The following is a 19,083-nucleotide window of genomic DNA, read 5'->3' on the forward strand; positions in this document are numbered from 1 at the left end:
CAATGCCGCGATGCCGCATGCATCCCTCGCCCGCTCAGCCAGCTTCCTGCCCACGCGCACCGCATGCTGGGCGTGGCTGGTGCTGGGACTGGCGTGGCTGCCGATCGGCCTGGCCGCGGCGGCAACCACCGGGATCGCGAGCACCCGCGAGGGCCTGCTGACGTTCCATCCCAGCGCCTGGAGCACCGAACGCGGCGCGCCTGCCGATATCTGGGACATGGCGCAGGCCCGCAGTGGTCCGCTATGGCTGGCCACTGGCTTCGGTTTGTTCCAGTTCGACGGCGAACGCTTTGCGCGCCTGCCGCCGCCAGCTGGCCAAGCCTATGCCTCGCACAATATGACCGCGCTGCGGCTGCTGGAGAATGGCGCGTGGATCGGCTACTTCAGTGCCGGCATCGACCGGCTCGCGGATGGACGGCTCACCCATTACGCCGCCGGCAAGGACATTCCTCCCGGCATGGTGTTCCGGCTCGAATACGACGCCAGCGGGCGACTGTGGGCCGCCATCGACGGTGGATTGTGCTGGTTCGATGGCCTGCGCTGGCGGCAAGCGGGCGCCGATTGGGGCTATCTGGCCGCAAGCGCGCAATGGTTGCTGCGTGATCGCCGCGGCACGCTGTGGGTCAGCGACGGCCAGCAACTGCTGTCCCTGCCTGCCGGCGGCACGCGCTTCGTGCCCAGCGGCCAGCGGGTCGGCCAATTCACCACCCTGGCCGAAAGCCCGGACGGGCGGATCTGGGTCGCCGATCCAACCCGTGGCCTGTTTCCGCTGACCGCCGCCGATGGCGCGCTCATGCCTGCCGCTGCACGCGTGCAGCCACGCTTCGCTGGACTGTCTGCGCGCCGTATCCAGTTCAGTCGCGATGGTGCCTTGTGGGGAAGCGACTATGCGCCGGGTGGGGTGTTCCGCATTGCCCAGCCGCAGGACGCGTCACCCGTGCTGGAGCACGTGGGGACTGCGCAGGGCCTGACCTCGGCGGTGGCTGGGCCACTGCTGGAAGACCGCGAAGGCAACTTCTGGGCCGGCACCAACCTCGGCCTGAACCGGTTCCGTCATCGCGCCCTGCTGCCATTGGCCGCCTTGCTGTCCGGACACACTGCCGCAGTGGCCGTATTCACCAGCAATGGGCCTCAAGCATCGGCGCCGCTGCTGGCCGCACTGCGCGACGGCCGCCTGCTGGCGTTGTCGCGACGACGCATCGAGCGCCTGCAGCGCGATGCCGATCCCGCCGCGTTGGCGCTGCCTGACGACTTCGATGGCTGGGCGCTCGGCCCGCACGACTTGCTGCGGATACGTCACGGCCACGCCCAGCCAGTGGACTTGCCAGCGAGCGTGGACGCCGGCCAGGTGCGCGCCCTGCTGGTCGATGACGCGGCCGGCACGCTCGTGTGTCCGGATGCACGCGGACCGTTTCGGCTGGTCGGCAGTACCTGGCAGCCGATTGCTGGCCTGCAGGAGCGCGCCTGCTCGGTGCTGGCACGCGGCAGCGATGGCCGCCTGTGGGTCGGCGACGTCACCGGCGAGTTACGCGTGCAGCAAGCACAGCAACTGCGCCGCTATGGGCTCACCGACGGACTGGCGGTGGGACCGCTGACCGCGCTCTGGAGCGGCCCCGAGCTGACCGTGGCAGCCGGCGAATCGGGCCTGGCGGTGTTGACTGCCGACGACCGCTTCCATGACGTGCCCGACCAGCCCAGCCCGGTATTGCAGGGAATCACCGGCATCGTGCGCGATCGGCGCGGCGACCTCTGGCTCAACGGCAATCGCGGCGTGGTGCAATTGTCCGAATCCGCGCTGCGGGACAGCGTGCGCAGTGGGCTACCGGCACCGACGCTACGGCTATACGACACGCTCGACGGCTTGCCCGGCATCGCCCAGCAGGCGATGCCGGTGCCCAGTGCGGTGGCGGCTGCCGATGGCCTGCTGTGGTTCACCGGCAACCAGGGGCTGGCCTGGCTGGATCCGGCGCAGACCTACCGCAATCCCAGCGCACCGCGGGTCAGCATTCGCGACGTGGTCGCCAACGACCGTCCGTATGCGCCGCAAGCGCCGTTGCAGCTGCCGCAGTGGACCGACCGCCTGCGGGTGGCTTACGAAGCGACCAGCCTGACCCGCCCGGAGCGCGTCCGCTTCCGCTATCGGTTGGAAGGCGTGGAGAGCCAGTGGCAGGACGCCGGCAATCGCACCGAAGCCTTCTATGCCAACCTCGGGCCGGGCCGCTATCGATTCCATGTCGCGGCCGCCAACAGCGATGATGTCTGGGGCGAGGAGCAGACGCTGGACATGGTGATCGCCCCGGCTTTCGTGCAGACCTGGCAATTCCAAGTGTGCTGTGTGTTGGCGGGCCTGGCCGCGCTGGCCAGCGTCTGGCAACTGCGCACGCGCCGGATCGCTGCACGCCTGCGCGCTCGGTTGGAAGAGCGCTACCGTGAACGCGAACGCATCGCGCGCGAATTGCACGACACCTTGTTGCAAGGCACCCAGGGCCTGATCCTGCGCGTGCATTCCACCAGTCGTTCCTTGCCGCCGGAAGACCCACGCCGAGTGGAGCTGGAGCGCACCGTGGAGCTGGCCGAACGCGCGCTGGAGGAAGGACGCGATCGCGTCAGCGGACTGCGCGACAGCCAGACCGTGCGCAGCGATCTGGGACTGGCGCTGCAGCAGGCGCGTACCGCGCAGGGCACGATCACCGCGGCACAGCTGCTGCTGCAGCAACACGGGCAACGGCGACCGCTACGCCCTCTGGTCGCCGACGAGCTGTTCCAACTGGGCCGCGAAGCGCTCGCCAATGCCGATCGCCATGCCCGCGCCAGCACGATCGTGCTGGAACTGCGTTACGGTTCACGTGACTTCATGCTGCGCATCCGTGACGATGGCAGCGGGTTGGCGCCGGATGTCTTGCACGGCCGCGCCCGTACCGGCCATTGGGGACTGACCGGCATGCAGGAACGCGCGCAGCGCATCGGTGCGCGCATGCAGCTGTGGTCGCGACCGGGCAGCGGCACCGAGATCCAGGTCGTGGTTCCAGCACGCTCGGCCTACGCACGACGGCCCCGTCGGCGGTGGTGGTGGCCTTTCCAGCAAGCATCCAGGGAGCATTGCGATGAGTGAACCGACGCGCGTAACCCAGGTGCTGGTGGTGGACGACCACCCCCTGCTGCGCGATGGCTTAAGTGCGATGCTCGCCGCCGAGCACGACATGCGCGTGGTCGGCGAGGCCGAAGACGGCGAACAGGCGGTGGTCCGTTACGCCACGCTGCGCCCGGACATCGTACTGATGGATCTGCAGATGCCGCGCGTGGATGGTGTCGAGGCGATCCAGCGCATCCGCCAGGTCGACGCCGCCGCCAAGGTCATCGTGCTGACGACCTATACCGGCGATGTGCGCGCAGTGCGTGCGCTGCAAGCCGGCGCCTGCGGCTATCTGCTCAAGAGTGCGCTGCGACGCGAACTGGTCGACACCATTCGCGACGTCGGTCGCGGCCAGCGTCGCCATGTCCCGTCTGCGGTGGCGGAAAACATCGCCGCCCATGTGCTCGACGATGCGTTATCGGCACGCGAGACCGAAGTGCTCGCGCTGGTCGCCGACGGCCGCTCCAATAAGCAGGTCGGCCATGCACTCGCAATCTCCGAGGAAACAGTGAAGGCGCACATGAAAAACATCCTTGCCAAACTGGCAGCCCGCGATCGCACGCACGCGGTCACCGTCGCGCTGCGGCGTGGAATCCTGTCGTTGGATACCTGAGCCGACGAACGGTCGCAACGCGACAGCCTCCATAGCTGACAAGGCAAAACGGCGTGTTGGCTCGCTCCATGCGGGAGCGAATGTTGAATCAACGCGCACGCAAAAGCGAGAAGCGCATCGCAAAATCGATCGGCTTGCGCTATCTTATGCATGAGTTGCGGCTGGGGAGCCGCTTCAGCATGGCTTTCATCAGCCGCTAATCATCTCGTTAATCAGCCCACTGCGCTGCGAGCGCAGTGTTGTACTTTTTCTTAATGCGTTCAGGGGGAATGCAATGCTTCGTCACTCTTTGCGGGTGCGCCTGCTGCTGCCGGTATTGGCCTTGGGGCTGATCGTGATGTCGGGACTAACTGTGTCCCTGGCTGTTACCGAAGCGAAACGGATCGAGTCTGAAACCGAAGCGTCCATCCGACGTACCTCGGTTCTAACCCAGACCATGTTCTCGGTGACCCGCGAGATGCTGCTCGATCGCGTCGACGCCTCCATGCGCAATCTGCGCAAGCAAGTCGATGAGCTAGGCCCGGCCAGTCAAGGGAGCCAAGTCCGCGTCGGGCGCCGCACTGCCAACGACATCCTGCTGGGTCAGAAGTCGCAGGCCAACACGTTCGGCTTGGTCGACGCCGCCACTTCCAGCTTGGTCGACGACGGCGCTTCCATCAGTAAGCAGGGCAACGCAACGATTTTTTCTCGTGTCGGCGACGACTTCGTTCGTATATCCACCAACATCACTAATGCCGACGGCAGTCGCGCCGTCGGCACCGTGCTCGATCCGAACGGCAAGGCCGCTGGCAAGCTGCGCAATGGAGAGAGCTTCTATGGTGTGCTCGATGTTCTCGGCAACCCATATGTTACTCGCTACGAACCGATCTTTGCCGACAACGACAAACGCGTCATCGGTGCTTTGGCTATCGCCTACAAGGCCGATACGCCTGAGCTGGCGACCGTGATCGGCAGCCGTACCATGCTCTCGTCTGGCTTCGTCGCGGTGTTGGACAGCAAGAATAAATTGCGCTTCCAGTCGACCACTGGTTCCACCACCGATAGCGCCACCATCGAGCGAGTCGTCAAGGAGAGCCCGGAAGACTGGGTGGTGGTTAAAGAGGAGATACGCAATTGGGGCTTCACCTTGGCATCGGCCTATCCCAAGAGCGACATCAACACCTTGATCTTGCATCAATCCTTGTGGATTGCCGGCATCGGCTTGCTCGTCTGCGCAATCATGGTCGGCGTGCAGTCCGCGCTGATTTGGAACCGCGTGTTGCGCCCGATCCAGAACCTCACCGCCGTGGCGGAAGAACTCAGCATGGGCAAATGGAATCACACCATCGCCGAGGTCAACCTCAAGGACGAGATCGGCACTCTGGCAAGGGCGATTTCGCGCTTGTCCAACAGCGTGCGCCTGGCGATGGAGCGGCTCAGCAAACGCTGAGCCAGCCCTTCCCATCCGAACGAATGAGGCAAGGAAGACCGCATGTCCAATGAATTCCCTCCGCTGATCGAGGTCCTGCGCGAACTCAGGGCGCTGGCGCTGAAAAAGGCGTCCGGCTTCCTGTTCATCGTCACCGAGGAAAACCACTCCTGCATCGTCAGGCTGCACGCCGGCCAGATCGAGGAGGTGGTGTTTCGCTTGCTGCGCAACGACGAAGCGGTGCAGCGCCTGACCATGGTCGCCGCTGCCAAGAGTCGCTTCCAGGCCGACCCCGGCGCAGGGCTGGGCAAGCCCTCCCTGTTGAGCGAAGATTCCCGCCAATGGCTGATGGGCGGGTTTGAACAGGATCTGGGCGGAGCGCCCGCCGCGCCGCGCGTCCCGACGCCAGCGGTCACACCCACGCCAACGCCGTCTGCACCAGCAGCGGCGCCGTCCACCGCCGGCCATAGTGCCGGCCCGGACGAGCGCACGCGCGATGCGCTGGAGAAAGTCGCGTTGAATTATCTCGGTCCCATCGCCGGCATGCTCTGCGATGAAGCCTGGGAGACCAGCAGCGATCCGGAACAGGTGATCAGCCAGCTGGCAGCCAATCTGGCCACGCCGCAGGAATCGCAGCGCTTCCAGACCGATGCGCGTGCGGCGCTGGCCAAGCTGCGCTGACCCTGGCAACCGTTTCGGCCTGCGCCTTACTGGCGCAGTGGCCAGGGTCCTGATACTGAAAAACCATTGCGACACCCTGTTTACCATGGGTGTCCGCTGCAATGCATCGGCACGCCGATGCGAACGCGTCATGTGGCAGGAGCGACCATCCCTGCCCGATCACCCTGCTTGCGGCATAGTGGTCACTTGACACGGTCGCCACGCGCGCTTGCGCATGCGCGGCTGGAGCCGTATGACGCTGCTGGCACCGCATGCCGTTGGCAAATCCGCTACGCCTCTGCATTTCTCGCATGCGGCCGCGGGCGCTCGCCGAACATGTGATTCGCGAGGCTGGATCGCTCCCCGCATCGTGCTGCCTCGCCAGCTGCGGATGATGCACTGCAAAACAAGCGCATCCCATTCCGGTGCATCATCGAGCACGACAGCGACAGTCGCGCCGCTGTCCCAGCCGGAGGACACCGCCGTGCCCATCACCGAAGTCTTCGACACCACGGCCGTTCACGCAGGCGCGCGCCTGCGCTACTGGAACACCCTGGCCAAGACGGCCTTCGACACCATGCGGATCGAACCCGCCTCCACTCACTTCCACGGCCGCATGCAGCGACGCTTGTTCGGATCGCTGCAGTTGACCACCGTCGACTCGACTCCGGTCGCGATCCAGGCCCAACGCAGCGCAACCCTCAACGGTATCTACCTAATGCGCAATATGCACGGTAGCTGCGATGTGTATCAGCATGGCCGCCATGCGCACCTGCAGATCGGCGACCTGGTCGTCCTGTCTACCCAGGATCCGTATCGCATCGAATGCAGTCGCGCGCATCGCACTTGCGTGTTGTACGTGCCCGGTGCAGAACTGGCCAGCACGCTGGCACCGCAGATCGCGCTAGCGCATCGGGACGAGAGCTGCGCCCTGCTCGGCAGCTTCCTGGAACATCTGGGTCGGCTCGGCAACGCGCAGCCCGGCGGCAATCTATTGACCACCGCCTGCACCTTGCTGGAACTGACCTGGCCTGCGGCGGCAGACACGCGGCCGAGCAAGAGCAACGCGCATGCGTGGCGACTGCGGCTGCAACAGCATGTCCAGCAGCACCTCGCCGATCCACAGCTGAGCGCACAGGGCGTCGCCCGGCACTTCGGCATCAGCGCACGCTACCTGCAGATGATCTTCGCCGGCGCCGATACATCCTTCAGCGCCTACCTGCTCGAGCAACGCCTGCGATGGGTCGCCGAACGCCTGCGCGATGACCGCGGGCCGAGCATCTGCGAACTCGCGCTGGAAGCGGGATTCGGCGACATCTCGCATTTCTGCCGTTGTTTCCGCAAGCGCTTCGGCATCAGCGCAAGCGCCTATCGCCGCGACCCTGCACCGGCCTGATCGCGGCGGTGCGGACGGCGAGTTCGCCCCCGGTCAAGTCTTGTTCGCTCCGCGCCAAGCGCAGCCGTTCTGCGGCCGCCTAGGCTGATGGTGCCCGATGGGGCGTAGACCAGCCGGAGCGCACTCCATGACCGCCTTGAGTCGCATCAGCAGCGATATCGATCTATTCGCCGACGACGCGCTGCACGATCCCTACCCGCTCTATACCGAGCTCCGCAACCTCGGTCCGGCCGCCTATCTTCGCCGCTACGACGTCTACCACCTGGGTCGCTACGATCAGGTGCGCAAGGCGTTGGCCGACTGGCAAACCTTTTCGTCCGCACAAGGCGCTGGATTCAACCCGATCATCAACAAGCAGTGGGAACACGCACTGATCTGCGTCGATCCGCCCATCCATGGCGCCACCCGCAAGCTGTTCACCGAACGGCTCGGCCCACGTCACCTGCAGGACGTCGAAGACACCATCCATCAACGCGCCGAGGCGCTGGCCAAGCAGCTGCGCGAACGGCGGGACTTCGACGGCGTGCGCGATGTCGCGCACGATCTGCCGATCAACGTCATCTTCGACCTGATCGGCTGGCCGGAGGAAGCGCGCGACGAACTGGCGGCATTGGCAGCCGGCTGCTTCGACGCCTGCGGTCCCGATTCCCTGCGCATGCGGGCGGCGCTGCCGCGTCTTGAAGCGATGCGGGCGTTCGTCGCCGACACCTACGACCGCGACCGGCTCAAGCCAGGCGGGTTCGGCTCGACCGTCGCCGAGGCGGGAAGGCGGGGAGACATTCCACGCGAAGCGGCAATCGGCTTGATGGAGGGCTACGTGATTGCGGCCTTCGATACCACCATCAACGCGATCAGCAACGGCTTGTGGCAATTCGCCCAGAATCCGCAGCAGTGGGACAGGCTCCGCCGGGACCCTGCCAAGGCGGCCGCCGCCTTTCTGGAAATCATCCGCATCGATAGTCCGTTGCAACACCTGGCGCGCGTCACCACCCGTGAGGTCGACCTGGGCGAAGGCGTGGTGCTTCCCGCCGGCGCACGGGTGGTCATCAGCTATGCCTCGGCCAACCGCGACGAACGCCACTACCGCGCGCCCGACACGTTCGATATCGACCGTCATCCCACCGACCATCTGGGATTTGGCCTGGCGACCCACAACTGCGCCGGTCAAGCGCTTGCCAAACTGGAAGGTCTGGCGGTGTTCTCGGCCCTCGCCCGCCATATCGATGGCTTCATCCTGACCGGGCCGGTACAACGCGTGCCCAACAGCATCACGCGCGGGCTGTCGCATCTGCCGATGCGCGCGCACTAGGAGGACGCATGCCGAAGGTGACCTACATCGAACCGGACGGCCAGGCCATCGTGATCGACCTGGAGCCGGGCTGGAGCCTGATGCAAGGTGCAATGCACCATGGCATCGACGGGATCGAAGCGCAATGCGGCGGTTCCTGCGCATGCGCGACCTGCCATTGCTATGTGGAAGCCGGCGGCGAAGACCTACCGCTGCTGGAGATGGAAGCGGCCATGCTCGGCAACGTGGCCGCCGAGCGGCGCGACAATAGCCGCCTGGCCTGCCAGATCACCCCGGTGAACGCGATGACGATTCGCTTCCCGGATCGCCAGACATGAATCCACGCGTAGGCGGCATGGTCATCGTCGGTGCCGGCCAGGCTGGTCTGCAGACGGCCGAATCCCTGCGCATCGGGGGCTATGACGGCTCGATCGTCCTGCTCGGCGACGAAGCCTTCCCGCCGTATCATCGGCCGCCGCTCTCCAAGGCCTATCTCCTCGGCGAACTGAGCGACGCGCAGCTGAGCATTCGTGCGCTCGCAGCATTGGCTCGCAAGCAGATCGACTGGCGGCCCAATAGTGCTGTCGTGCGTATCGACCGTGCCAACCAAACCTTGCAGTTGCAGGACGGCGATCCACTGCGTTATGCGGGACTCTGTCTGGCAACCGGCGCGCGCGCGCGTCCACTGACGGTTGCCGGCGCAGCGCTGGACAACGTGCGACGCTTGCGCAGTATGGCCGATGCGCAAGCGATTGCCGCCGTGCTGCCGCAGAGTCATCGGATCGTGGTGATCGGTGGCGGCTTCATCGGGCTTGAATTCGCCGCAGTCGCACGACGGCTCGGAAAGCAGGTGGTGGTCCTGGAAGCCGCCAACCGACTCCTGGCACGGGCAATGACGCCCTTGCTGTCGGACTTCTTCATCGGCTTGCATCGCGCGAACGGGGTCGCGGTCGAATTGGGCGTTGGCGTGGAGGCGCTGAGCGGTGCCGATGGTCGCGTGAGCGCAGTCCACTTGCACGATGGCCGGGAGCTGCCTGCCGACTTGGTCATCGCCGGCATTGGCGCCGTCCCCAATGGTGAGCTGGCGCAACACGCTGGCCTGACCTGCGAAGGCGGTGCTGTGCTGGTGGACGACTGCACGCGCACCAGCGATCCGACCATCGTGGCCGCAGGCGATTGCACCATCAGGCAACTGGCGGGAGGCGACCGCCTGCGGCTGGAGTCGGTGCAGAACGCCATCGAACAGGGCAAGTCCGCAGCCGCCTCGTTACTCGGCCAGCATCGGCCCTGTCCGGCACAGCCCTGGTTCTGGTCGGACCAATACGATGTCACCTTGCAGATGGTCGGCCTCACCGCAGGCCACGACCGCGCGGTGGTCCGCGGCGATATCGCGGCCAATGCATTTTCGGTGTGCTATTTCACCAACGGCCGGCTGTGCGCCGTCGACTCCGTCAATCGCCCGCAGGATCACCTGGCCGCACGCAAACTGCTCAATGCAGGCAGGTCGCCCACCCCACAGCAAGCAGGCATGAGCGATGTTGCGCTGGACAGCCCGCTCCGCTGAGTCGGCGTCGCCGTCGCAGCGGCCGGTCCTGCATGGATCTATTGTTCTCGCGCCGCAGCGAGGCTGTCGTCCGGTGTGGCCGCAGGCTGCAGCAGCAGCCGAACCAAGGGATTCGGGAAACGCCGCGACATGGTGACGGCATAAAACGTCTCCACGATCTCCGGCAATTGATCGCCCTCCACCAGCATCCCGGCGGCAATCTCGTCCTTGACCACGATGGGTGGAAGAACGGCCAGGCCGATGTCCTCACGGGCAAGCAATCGCATCATCGCCATGTCCTCCACTTCGGCAACGATCTGTGGCCGCACGCCCAGCCGATCGGCCAAGGCATCGAAGCCGATGCGCACACTGCTGTCCACCGTCGGCAGGATGATGGGATGGCGTCGGAGCCGATCTGCGAAGCTCGCGGCGTGCCCCAGCCGATCCGGCGTCCCCACCAGGCTGACCGGCCACCCTGCGAGCCGGTGGGTGACAAACGGAGTCAATGCATCGCCAGGCGGGGCCTGATTCAGTAGCACGACGTCGAGGTTGAGCGCCTCCAGCGCCCGCAACAGTTCGGCCGCGCCCCCGGAGCGAAGAATGAGATCGATGTCGGCGCGGCCGAGGACCGGGCGCAGGAACTCCATCTGGAAGTTGCGCGACAGCGTGGCCAGCGAACCGACGCGCAGCGCATGTCGCGCTGCGCCAGTCTGCCGCAGTGTGCCCAGCAACTCATCGCCGGTGGCAAAGATGGCATCGGCGTGGTCGAGGACGATCTGCCCGGCCTCGGTCAGATGGAGTTGGCGCCCGCGGCGCTCGAACAGCGCATGGCCGAGGCGTTCCTCGAGCTTGCGGATCTGTACCGACAACGCCGACTGCGTAACGCTGAGCCGTTCTGCGGTGCGGGTGAGATTGCCGTCATGGGCAACCGCCCAGAAGTAGCGCAGGTGATTGTAGTTGAGAGCGGCCATTGTTCGATATTAACGAACGATTTCGTGAGAACAATGAATTTTTATTCAACCTCATGCATCGGTATCTTGGCGCCGCCCGCCACCGCGCTCGAATCAAGGGAATCGCCTTGTCGCCCTCTTTGCTGCCACTTTTCGCTCCGCTTCTGCTGCTTGTCGCCGCCGTCTTCGGCTTCGTCGGGAGCGGCCGACGCCCACGCTGGGCCACCACCTTCGCGGAAGGGGCCTCACTCGGCGCCTTGGTGATCGCGATGGCATCGCTGGCGCTACTGCTACTGCGCGGTACTGCAACCAGCCCACTGATCGGCTGGGACGGCATCGGCCTGTCCGCACGACTCGACGCCGTGAGCACGGTCATGTTGCTGTTGGTGGCATTCGTCGGCTGGATCGTGGTGCGATACGCACGTACCTATCTGGATGGCGAGGCGCGCCAGGGCTATTTCACCGGCTGGCTGTGTATCGCGCTCGCGGCCGTGCTGCTGCTGGTGCAGGCCGGCAATCTGGTCCAAGTGGTCATTGCCTGGATCAGCACCAGCGTCGCGCTGAATCGCCTGCTGCTGTTCTATCCAGAACGCGTGGCGGCACGGCGCGCTGCGCGCAAGAAACGGCTGTTCGCCACGATCGGCGGCACCGCCCTGATCTGCGCCGCGCTGCTTCTCTGGAAGCACCTCGGCACCAGCGATATCGCCACGATCAATGCGCTGGCCTGGAGCAGGCACTCCTGGTCGCTGGTCGCGGCGGCCGCGCTGCTTGCGCTGGCCGCGGTGCTGAAATCGGCGCAGTTCCCGACCCATGGCTGGCTCACCGAGATGATGGAGGCGCCCACGCCGGTGTCGGCCTTGCTGCATGCGGGTGTGATCAATGGCGGCGGCTTCCTGCTGATCCGCTTCGCCGATCTGATGCTGTCCGCCCCCGGCGTGCTCGCCGTGCTGGCCATGCTGGGCGGATTCACCGCCTTGTTCGGTGCACTGGTGATGCTGACCCAGCCCGCCGTCAAGACCTCGCTCGCCTGGTCGACGGTCGCGCAGATGGGATTCATGATGCTCCAGTGCGGTCTGGCGCTGTTTCCGCTGGCCCTGCTGCACATCGTCGCGCACTCGCTCTATAAGGCGCACGCGTTCCTGGCATCCGGCGGCGCGGTCGAGCAGGTGGCGGCCATCCGCCGGCCCGGGCCAGTGGCCGTTCCAAACGGGGCAGCGGTCTGCCGCGCCTTCCTGATCGCTCTGGCGATCTATGTCGGGATCGGCGCTGCCTTCGGCCTCACCTTCGGGTTCGGGCACAAGTCGCCACAAGCGCTGGCATTGGGCGCCATCCTGATCTTCGGCGTCGCCTATCTGCTGGCCCAGGGCCTTGCCGATACCGCGCCGCGCCCGCTTACCCGCAGGACCGCGATCTACGCCAGCGCCGCGGCGATCGGCTACTTCGCGCTGCAGACCGCCGCCGAATGGCTGACGGCCGGGGTGCTGCCGACGACGCCGGCACCGGGACGGCTGGAGTGGACGTTGATGGCGCTGGCGGTGCTGAGCTTCGGGCTGGTGGCGGTAGCGCAGGCGCTGTTCCCGCTCTGGGCATCGCATCCTGCCGCTGCCGGACTCCGCGTCCATCTCTCCAACGGCCTCTACGTCAATGCCATGATCGATCGCCTCCTCGGCGGCTGGTCCACCCGCAAGGCCTCGTGACCCCACACTTGTCAGGACAACGCCCATGTCGACCACCACGTCCCCCTCATCGCCGCTGTCGACCGACCTGATCATCGGGGCCGTCCATCGCGCAACGTACGCGATCCCCCCGCTATGGCCGCTGGCCTCCAGCGTCGCGGTCAATCCCTTCCTCGGCCAGACCGGCGAGCCGTTGGCAACGGCAGCGGCGCGCCTGCGGCACGCGGGCGGCGTTGCCCTGACCATGCCCCGGTCCTGGTATGCGCAGCGGCTGGCATCGGGCGAGATCGCCGAGGAAGACCTGCACGCCGCTTTCCACAGTGCGCCCGCAGCACTACGGCCACAGACGCTGTCCGCACTGAAGCAGGCCATGGCCGATGCCCCCCCTGCCCCGCAAGCCTTGCCGACCATTGCCGACCTGGCACGCGATATCTCGGCAATCGATTGGCAGGGCATCGTCAACGAACGCATCGGCCACTGGGCAGCCGGCTATTTCGACCAGGGCCAGGCGCTCTGGGCTGCCGGGCAATCCGGCGGTGCATACAGCACATGGCGGATCATCGCGACCCACGATCTGACGCCTGAGATTGCCGGCCTGACGGGTTTCGCGCAGCGCATAGCGGATGCGTCATCGAACGCCGAAGACGCCATCGCCGACTGCGTCGCCCGGCTTGGACTCCCCCAGGAGGCGCTCGACAGCTACTTCCACCGCTTGCTGACAACGCTTGGCGGTTGGAGTCAGGTCGCCCGCTATCGGCTCTGGCAAGCGGAGTTGAACGCAGGGACCGATGCTTCCGTCACCGAGTTGCTTGCCATCCGCCTGCACTGGGAAGCCGCGCTCCTGGAGCGCTACCGCTCGGCACTCGCGTCTCCGTGGCACACCGCCATTGCAGCCTACAGTGCCGCGGTGGCTGCAACGCCGGACGATGTCGTCGACAGCATCCTGCAGGAAGCTGCAGAACGTGCAGCGCAGCGGCGGCTCGATACCGTGCTTGCCGCGCCATCGCCAGCGCAGGCCGCACCCGGCCGCGTCAAGCTGCAAATGGCGTTCTGCATCGACGTACGCTCGGAAGTCTTCCGCCGCGCATTGGAAAGCCTCGATCCCGGCATCCAGACGCTGGGATTCGCAGGCTTCTTCGGCTTGGGCATCGGCCATCGACGGTTTGCCTCGGATGTGGTCGAGGCGCGTCTTCCCGTGTTGCTGACCCCAGGCGTTTTCACCTGCGCTGGAGACGCGACACCGTCGGAAGCCGCGGCGGACCTGAGTGCGCGGATCAAGGCACGTGCGAAGCGTGCCTGGGGCCGTTTCAAACTGGCTGCGATTTCCTCGTTTGCCTTCGTCGAAGCCACCGGCCCGATCTACGTCGCCAAGCTGCTGCGCGATGGCTTGGCGCTGAAGCGCCACCACGCGCCGAACGACCCGGCGCCGCGTCCAGCCTCCGATCTCGATCTCGACACCCGGCTGGCCATCGCCAAGCGCATTCTCGAGGCGATGTCGCTCACCACCGGCTTCGCCAGGCTCGTCGTGCTCGCCGGCCATGGGGCAAACGTGGTCAACAATCCACATGCGAGCGCGCTGCACTGCGGTGCGTGCGGCGGCTACTCGGGCGAAGTCAATGCGCGCCTGCTGGCCTCGTTGCTCAACGACCCTGCCGTGCGTGCCGGTCTTGCCGTGCGTGGCATCGCGATTCCGGCAGACACGCTGTTCCTGGCGGCACTGCACGACACCACGACCGATGCGGTCACGCTCTATACCGCCGACCAGCCTTCTGCCGAGCATACCGAGGATGTCGAGCATGCAAGGCAGTGGCTGACCGCGGCTGGCACGCTAGCGCGCGGCGAGCGTGCGCTGCGCCTGCCGCGCGCCGAGCGTAGCCGGGACATCGCCCATCGCGCCCGCGACTGGGCCGAGATTCGCCCCGAATGGGCGCTGGCAGGCTGCCAGGCCTTCATCGCCGCACCGCGATCGCGAACGGCCGGGCGCGACCTGGCCGGACGCGCCTTCCTGCATGACTACGACTGGCAAGGCGACGAAGGCTTCGGCGTGCTGGAGTTGATCCTCACCGCGCCGGTCGTCGTCGCCAGCTGGATCAGCCTGCAGTACTACGGATCGACGGTCGCACCCGAGCTCTTCGGCGCGGGCAACAAGCTGCTGCACAACGTCACCGGCGGCATCGGCGTCGTCGAGGGCAACGGCGGCCTGCTGCGCACGGGATTGCCGTGGCAGTCGGTGCACGATGGCGAACGCCTGACCCACGAACCGCTGCGGCTTTCGGTGTTGATCGAAGCACCGTCCGAGGCGATCGCCAGGATCCTCGAACGTCACCCGCAAGTCCGCGCACTGTTCGACAACCGTTGGCTGCATCTGTTCGCGCTGGACGACGAGGGCCGCATGAAATGGCGCTACGCTGGCAACCTGCACTGGGAGACCTGCATTTAGCCGCAAGTCACGACGTGGCACCGGTCGGATTCTGGCGCCCCAGCAGGTCGCCTGGCATGTTCCACGCGCTGCGTCGGCGGCGCGCAGAACATCGCCTCAGCGCTGTCGAATGTGCTCCTGCTGCTGCGCATGCAACGACCAACTCGCATGCCAGTCGATCCGGAACCCATCGCCTTCGAGTTGCAGCGGAAGCCACACATAGCGTCCATCGATGGCGTTCTCCGGATTCCAGCGATCGCCCATGTAGATGAAGTGACCTGGCTGTCCCGGCATCGGCAACACGTACGCACTCTGGCTGTGGAAGGTGAGCGCAGCGTCTTCGCCGCGCGCCGGATTGCCGAGCTCGGTCCACGGGCCCATCGGCGATGCCGCGCTGGCACTATGTGCGGTATTGGGCTTCCACCCGGTGCACTCCGAGCCCATGAAGAAATAGCGCCCGGCATACTTGAAGATCGCCGGCGCCTCCAGCGCTTGATCGACGAAGATGCGTTGGTAACCCTGCTCGGTGTCGAGATAATCGGCTGTCAAACGCGTCACATGCATGGTGGCGTTGCCTTCGGAGCTGTAGAACAGGTACGCCGTGCCATCGTCGTCCTGGAACAGCGTCATGTCGCGCGACTGCTGGCCATTGGGCTGGAAGGAGCGCAAATACCGGTACGGACCGGCTGGCGTATCTGCGACCGCCACGCCCACGCGCGCATCCTTGTAACCGTGCCCTGCCCGTTCCAGGTGGAACCACATCACGTACCTTCCAGTGGCCGGGTTATGCAGCACCTTGGGGCGTTCGATGATGGCGCCATCGGCAATGTCGGACTGCGGATCTCTCGACACCGCAAGCGCGATGCCGCGCGCATCCCAGTGCAACAGATCGCTGGACCGATAGACCGATACGCCGACGTGCGCCGCATTGCCGCCCTTCCCGGCGGTCTTGTATTCGCCAAACCAGTAGTAACTGCCGTCCGGCGCCTCGAGCATCCCGGCGCCGTGCGCGTTGATCACTGCGCCCTGACGGTCATGCCATCGAGCGCCTGGGACGATGGCGGCCGACGCATCGGTGGCTGAGGCCAGCAAGGGCACAAGCAGCAAAAACACCCCGGCGACAGCGCTCAACCGCCGTTGCCACGATGACGAGCGGATGCCTGCGCAGCTACCACTGTACAGGTTTTCGCGAATCGACGACCCGACCGACGCACGCATCTGCCTCATTCTGCATTCCTCGCATCAGCACCACAGGTCCATCAGACGAATGGCCGACAAGCCAGCAGTGTCATATCAGCCGCTTTGCGGGATCACTTCGCATTCTTGACGTCTTCCTTGAAACCGCTACGCGTACCCCCGGCCTTGACCTCCAGCACTTGTCGCCAGGCGCCGTGCCGTCACTTCCCTTTGGCGATCAACTTTGCTTCGGACCGGGCTCGGGCGCAAGAGGCGCCCCGCTGTTGTTGGCGCCGATCACCTTACTTGTTACCGGCTGCGCGCGTTCAACGTCACCGATCTCAGTGCCATCCGGCGTGAGGCGACCGGCAAGGGGCCCATGATTGGACGGTGGATGATGAAATGCGTCGCTTCGATCATAGATTGGAGCGGACTGCCGCTCGATAATGCGATCTCCCCGTGTCCTGCGATCTTCTTCCCTACGGCAGCGAGGCCCCCTCTCATGCGCTACGCCCAGCTTGGTCGGACGGGTCTTTTCGTGTCGAAGTTCTGCCTCGGCGGCATGACCTTCGGCGGTGCCGCGACGCCAGCGGGTGCAGCCATCGGGTGCCTGTCGCAGCAGGAGACGAACACTATCGTCGACCAGGCGCTCGATGCCGGCATCAACCTCATCGATACGGCGGACGTCTACGGCGGCGGCGGTTCCGAAACGAGGCTTGGCGAGGCGTTGAAAACGCGCCGCGAACAGGTCGTCCTGGCGACCAAATTGCATGCGCGTGTCGGACCAGGTCCGAACGACGTTGGGCAATCGCGTCTGCATCTAATGGCGGCGCTGGATCAGAGCCTCAAGCGCCTGCAGACCGATCGCATCGACCTGTACCAGATTCATGGCTTCGATCCGCTCACACCGTTGGACGAGGTCGTGCGCGCGCTCGACGACGCCGTGCGCAGCGGCAAGGTGCGCTACGTCGGCTGTTCCAATCTGGCCGCTTGGCAATTGATGAAGGCGCTTGGCATCGCCGAACGTGACCGATTGACGCGGTTCGCCGCCCTTCAGGCTTACTACTCCATCGCGGGGCGGGACATCGAACATGAGCTGGTGCCTGCGGTCATGGATGCACAGATCGGCCTGCTGTGTTGGAGTCCGCTGGCCGGCGGACTGCTCTCCGGCAAGTTTGATCGCCATGGCCACACAGACAACACCGCGCGCCGCGCGTCGATCGCCTTTCCGCCGGTCGACGAAACACGGGTGCATGACATCATCGACACCTTGAAGACCGTGGCCACGCGGCATGACGCGACCGCTGCCCAGATCGCGCTCGCATGGCTGCTCTCTCGCCCGGCGGTCACCAGCGTCATCGTCGGCATCAAACGCCCCGCGCAACTGACCGACAACCTCGGTGCGCTGGAGCTGACGCTGTCGGGCGAGGACCTGGCCGAACTCGACGAGGTCAGCCGACCGGCAGCCGCATACCCGGGTTGGATCCAACGCTATAACGCCAGAAGCCGGGTTCCGGCTGGCCATCCATTCGAGGGACCGAGTTGGAGCGTGGGCGAGCGCCCGCTGTAGCCCACCACGACTGCAGTCTGGCGCAGTGGTGATGTAGGCCTTGAAGGCGAGAACGCCGCGCTACGCTGAAAAGGACGGCACGTCCGGCACGCGCCCTCAAAGCACAGCGCATCGGGCTGGCCATAAAAGCCACGCCAGATCGTTTCGATGCCCCTTCAAGCTGGCCACGATCGATGGGGCTCTGCCGCGAAAACCATGGACGGTTGTAAAAAGGTGGAAACTTGAAGTCATGCCGGGCGTTCATTCGCCACGTCCTTTGGCCGGAGTGATGCCCAGTTTCCTCCAGCCTAAACAAGATTTGCATCAATCCAACAGGCCACGTCGGTAACAGGGATGGCGTGGCGCTCATTGAACGTCCCGCGCTTATCCCAAGCGACACCGCGACCCTGCGCAAAAGCCGCACGGTACTTTCGCATCATGTCGTGCGGCTCACGCGCCAACTCGTCCAGCAACTGCTGTTCGGTCCATTCTGAACGGCCGAAGGGTCGACCAAGTGCGGCTTGCAGCTTGTCGGCGACCTCTGCGTAAGTCACTGTATCGCCGGCGAGATACACGATCTCGTTCCGGATGCGGGGTACGGCAAATACGAGCTCGGCGGTCAATGCCCCGATATCGTCGGGCGTCGTCAACGTCACCGCAGTATCTAGGCTGCCCAGTGCATGCACTACGTCATTTCGAAGATCAACGACACCGAAGTCCGGCTCGAACAGGTAGCTCATGAACATGCCAGTCGAGATGATGACCCACTCAGTCAGGTGCTGGCCGCGCAGCAAGTCGCGCACGTCCAGTTGGGCATCGAAGATATCCTGCGGACTGCCACGGCCGATCACGTCGAAATCGACACCGAACTGCCACGGGAAGTACCTCGGGATCTGCGCTTGCAGCGCCGCTCGCGCCAACTTCATCGGCGTATCGATTCCTGCTGCATATCCGGCACAGCCAATGACCGTATCATACCGCGCGAATACCACGGCCAGTTCGTCGATTGAGCTCTTCACTAGATCGCCAAGGACGATCTCGATTCCAAGATTTCGGATCTCCGCGATATCTTGTTGCTTATCTGGCGCATTGGACTCAACTGCGCTTGCGCGCAGCAAAACGCTGATCTGCGCGCCGCCCACGCCCTTTGCCCGACGTGCAAGATTGCGGAGTACCGGGAGGCCGAGTTCACCCGCACCGAGTACAAGAATATGTTGCGACGTCGCGTTAGGATCTGTTTTGTTCATCAATCCTGCCCAAGGAAGAAGTCGG

The 19,083-nt window shown here is 65.2% G+C and carries 14 protein-coding genes; 11 read left to right on the plus strand and 3 right to left on the minus strand.

Features of this window, described 5'->3' with window-relative positions:
• Nucleotides 1–10: 10 nt before the first annotated feature.
• The 8 genes from CKY51_RS03275 to CKY51_RS03310 all read left to right on the plus strand — a co-directional run bounded on the left by CKY51_RS03275 (nt 11) and on the right by CKY51_RS03310 (nt 10,062).
• Nucleotides 11–3,112 carry a sensor histidine kinase gene (locus tag CKY51_RS03275; protein WP_022972383.1) on the plus strand — a complete coding sequence of 1,034 codons (3,102 nt, stop codon included), beginning with the start codon at nt 11–13 and terminating at the stop codon, nt 3,110–3,112.
• Nucleotides 3,105–3,746 (plus strand): response regulator, encoded by a 642-nt coding sequence (locus tag CKY51_RS03280; protein ID WP_022972382.1) that lies wholly within the window; start codon nt 3,105–3,107, stop codon nt 3,744–3,746. The genes CKY51_RS03275 and CKY51_RS03280 overlap by 8 nt, the downstream gene beginning before the upstream one ends.
• A gap of 274 nt (nt 3,747–4,020) precedes the next feature.
• On the plus strand, nt 4,021–5,175 hold the full coding sequence (locus CKY51_RS03285) for a Cache 3/Cache 2 fusion domain-containing protein (RefSeq protein ID WP_170292287.1): 1,155 nt from the start codon (nt 4,021–4,023) through the stop codon (nt 5,173–5,175).
• A 42-nt stretch (nt 5,176–5,217) separates the two neighbouring features.
• Nucleotides 5,218–5,835, plus strand: coding sequence for a DUF8082 domain-containing protein (locus tag CKY51_RS03290; RefSeq protein ID WP_022971950.1), 618 nt, complete (start codon nt 5,218–5,220; stop codon nt 5,833–5,835).
• 463 nt (nt 5,836–6,298) lie between these two features.
• Nucleotides 6,299–7,210: a helix-turn-helix domain-containing protein gene (locus CKY51_RS03295; RefSeq protein WP_022971949.1), complete on the plus strand. Its 912-nt coding sequence runs from the start codon at nt 6,299–6,301 to the stop codon at nt 7,208–7,210.
• A 127-nt stretch (nt 7,211–7,337) separates the two neighbouring features.
• On the plus strand, nt 7,338–8,519 hold the full coding sequence (locus tag CKY51_RS03300; RefSeq protein ID WP_022971948.1) for a cytochrome P450: 1,182 nt from the start codon (nt 7,338–7,340) through the stop codon (nt 8,517–8,519).
• Between the two features lie 8 nt (nt 8,520–8,527).
• On the plus strand, nt 8,528–8,836 hold the full coding sequence (locus CKY51_RS03305) for a 2Fe-2S iron-sulfur cluster-binding protein (protein ID WP_022971947.1): 309 nt from the start codon (nt 8,528–8,530) through the stop codon (nt 8,834–8,836).
• The gene (locus CKY51_RS03310) at nt 8,833–10,062 is read left to right on the plus strand and encodes an NAD(P)/FAD-dependent oxidoreductase (protein WP_022971946.1); all 1,230 of its coding nucleotides are present in this window, start codon (nt 8,833–8,835) and stop codon (nt 10,060–10,062) included. The genes CKY51_RS03305 and CKY51_RS03310 overlap by 4 nt, the downstream gene beginning before the upstream one ends.
• Nucleotides 10,063–10,100: 38 nt before the next feature.
• Here the strand turns inward: CKY51_RS03310 and CKY51_RS03315 are convergent, their stop codons facing one another.
• Nucleotides 10,101–11,012: a LysR family transcriptional regulator gene (locus CKY51_RS03315; protein ID WP_152248882.1), complete on the minus strand. Its 912-nt coding sequence runs from the start codon at nt 11,010–11,012 to the stop codon at nt 10,101–10,103.
• A 107-nt stretch (nt 11,013–11,119) separates the two neighbouring features.
• Here CKY51_RS03315 and CKY51_RS03320 point away from each other — a divergent pair, with 107 nt between their 5' ends.
• Both CKY51_RS03320 and CKY51_RS03325 read left to right on the plus strand, forming a co-directional pair.
• Nucleotides 11,120–12,688 carry a proton-conducting transporter transmembrane domain-containing protein gene (locus CKY51_RS03320; protein ID WP_031339459.1) on the plus strand — a complete coding sequence of 523 codons (1,569 nt, stop codon included), beginning with the start codon at nt 11,120–11,122 and terminating at the stop codon, nt 12,686–12,688.
• A 25-nt stretch (nt 12,689–12,713) separates the two neighbouring features.
• The gene (locus tag CKY51_RS03325; RefSeq protein WP_022971943.1) at nt 12,714–15,107 is read left to right on the plus strand and encodes a YbcC family protein; all 2,394 of its coding nucleotides are present in this window, start codon (nt 12,714–12,716) and stop codon (nt 15,105–15,107) included.
• Nucleotides 15,108–15,203: 96 nt separating this feature from the next.
• Here CKY51_RS03325 and CKY51_RS03330 read toward each other — a convergent pair whose 3' ends face one another.
• A complete protein-coding gene (locus CKY51_RS03330; protein WP_244952505.1) occupies nt 15,204–16,313 on the minus strand; it encodes a glycoside hydrolase family 43 protein in 1,110 nt (369 codons plus the stop codon).
• A gap of 451 nt (nt 16,314–16,764) precedes the next feature.
• Here CKY51_RS03330 and CKY51_RS03335 point away from each other — a divergent pair, with 451 nt between their 5' ends.
• Nucleotides 16,765–17,832 carry an aldo/keto reductase gene (locus tag CKY51_RS03335; RefSeq protein WP_022971941.1) on the plus strand — a complete coding sequence of 356 codons (1,068 nt, stop codon included), beginning with the start codon at nt 16,765–16,767 and terminating at the stop codon, nt 17,830–17,832.
• A gap of 287 nt (nt 17,833–18,119) precedes the next feature.
• Here the strand turns inward: CKY51_RS03335 and CKY51_RS03340 are convergent, their stop codons facing one another.
• Nucleotides 18,120–19,058 (minus strand): aromatic alcohol reductase, encoded by a 939-nt coding sequence (locus CKY51_RS03340; RefSeq protein ID WP_152248883.1) that lies wholly within the window; start codon nt 19,056–19,058, stop codon nt 18,120–18,122.
• Nucleotides 19,059–19,083: the final 25 nt, after the last annotated feature.

This window comes from Xanthomonas maliensis (assembly GCF_009192945.1).
Taxonomy (GTDB): Bacteria; Pseudomonadota; Gammaproteobacteria; order Xanthomonadales; family Xanthomonadaceae; genus Xanthomonas; species Xanthomonas maliensis.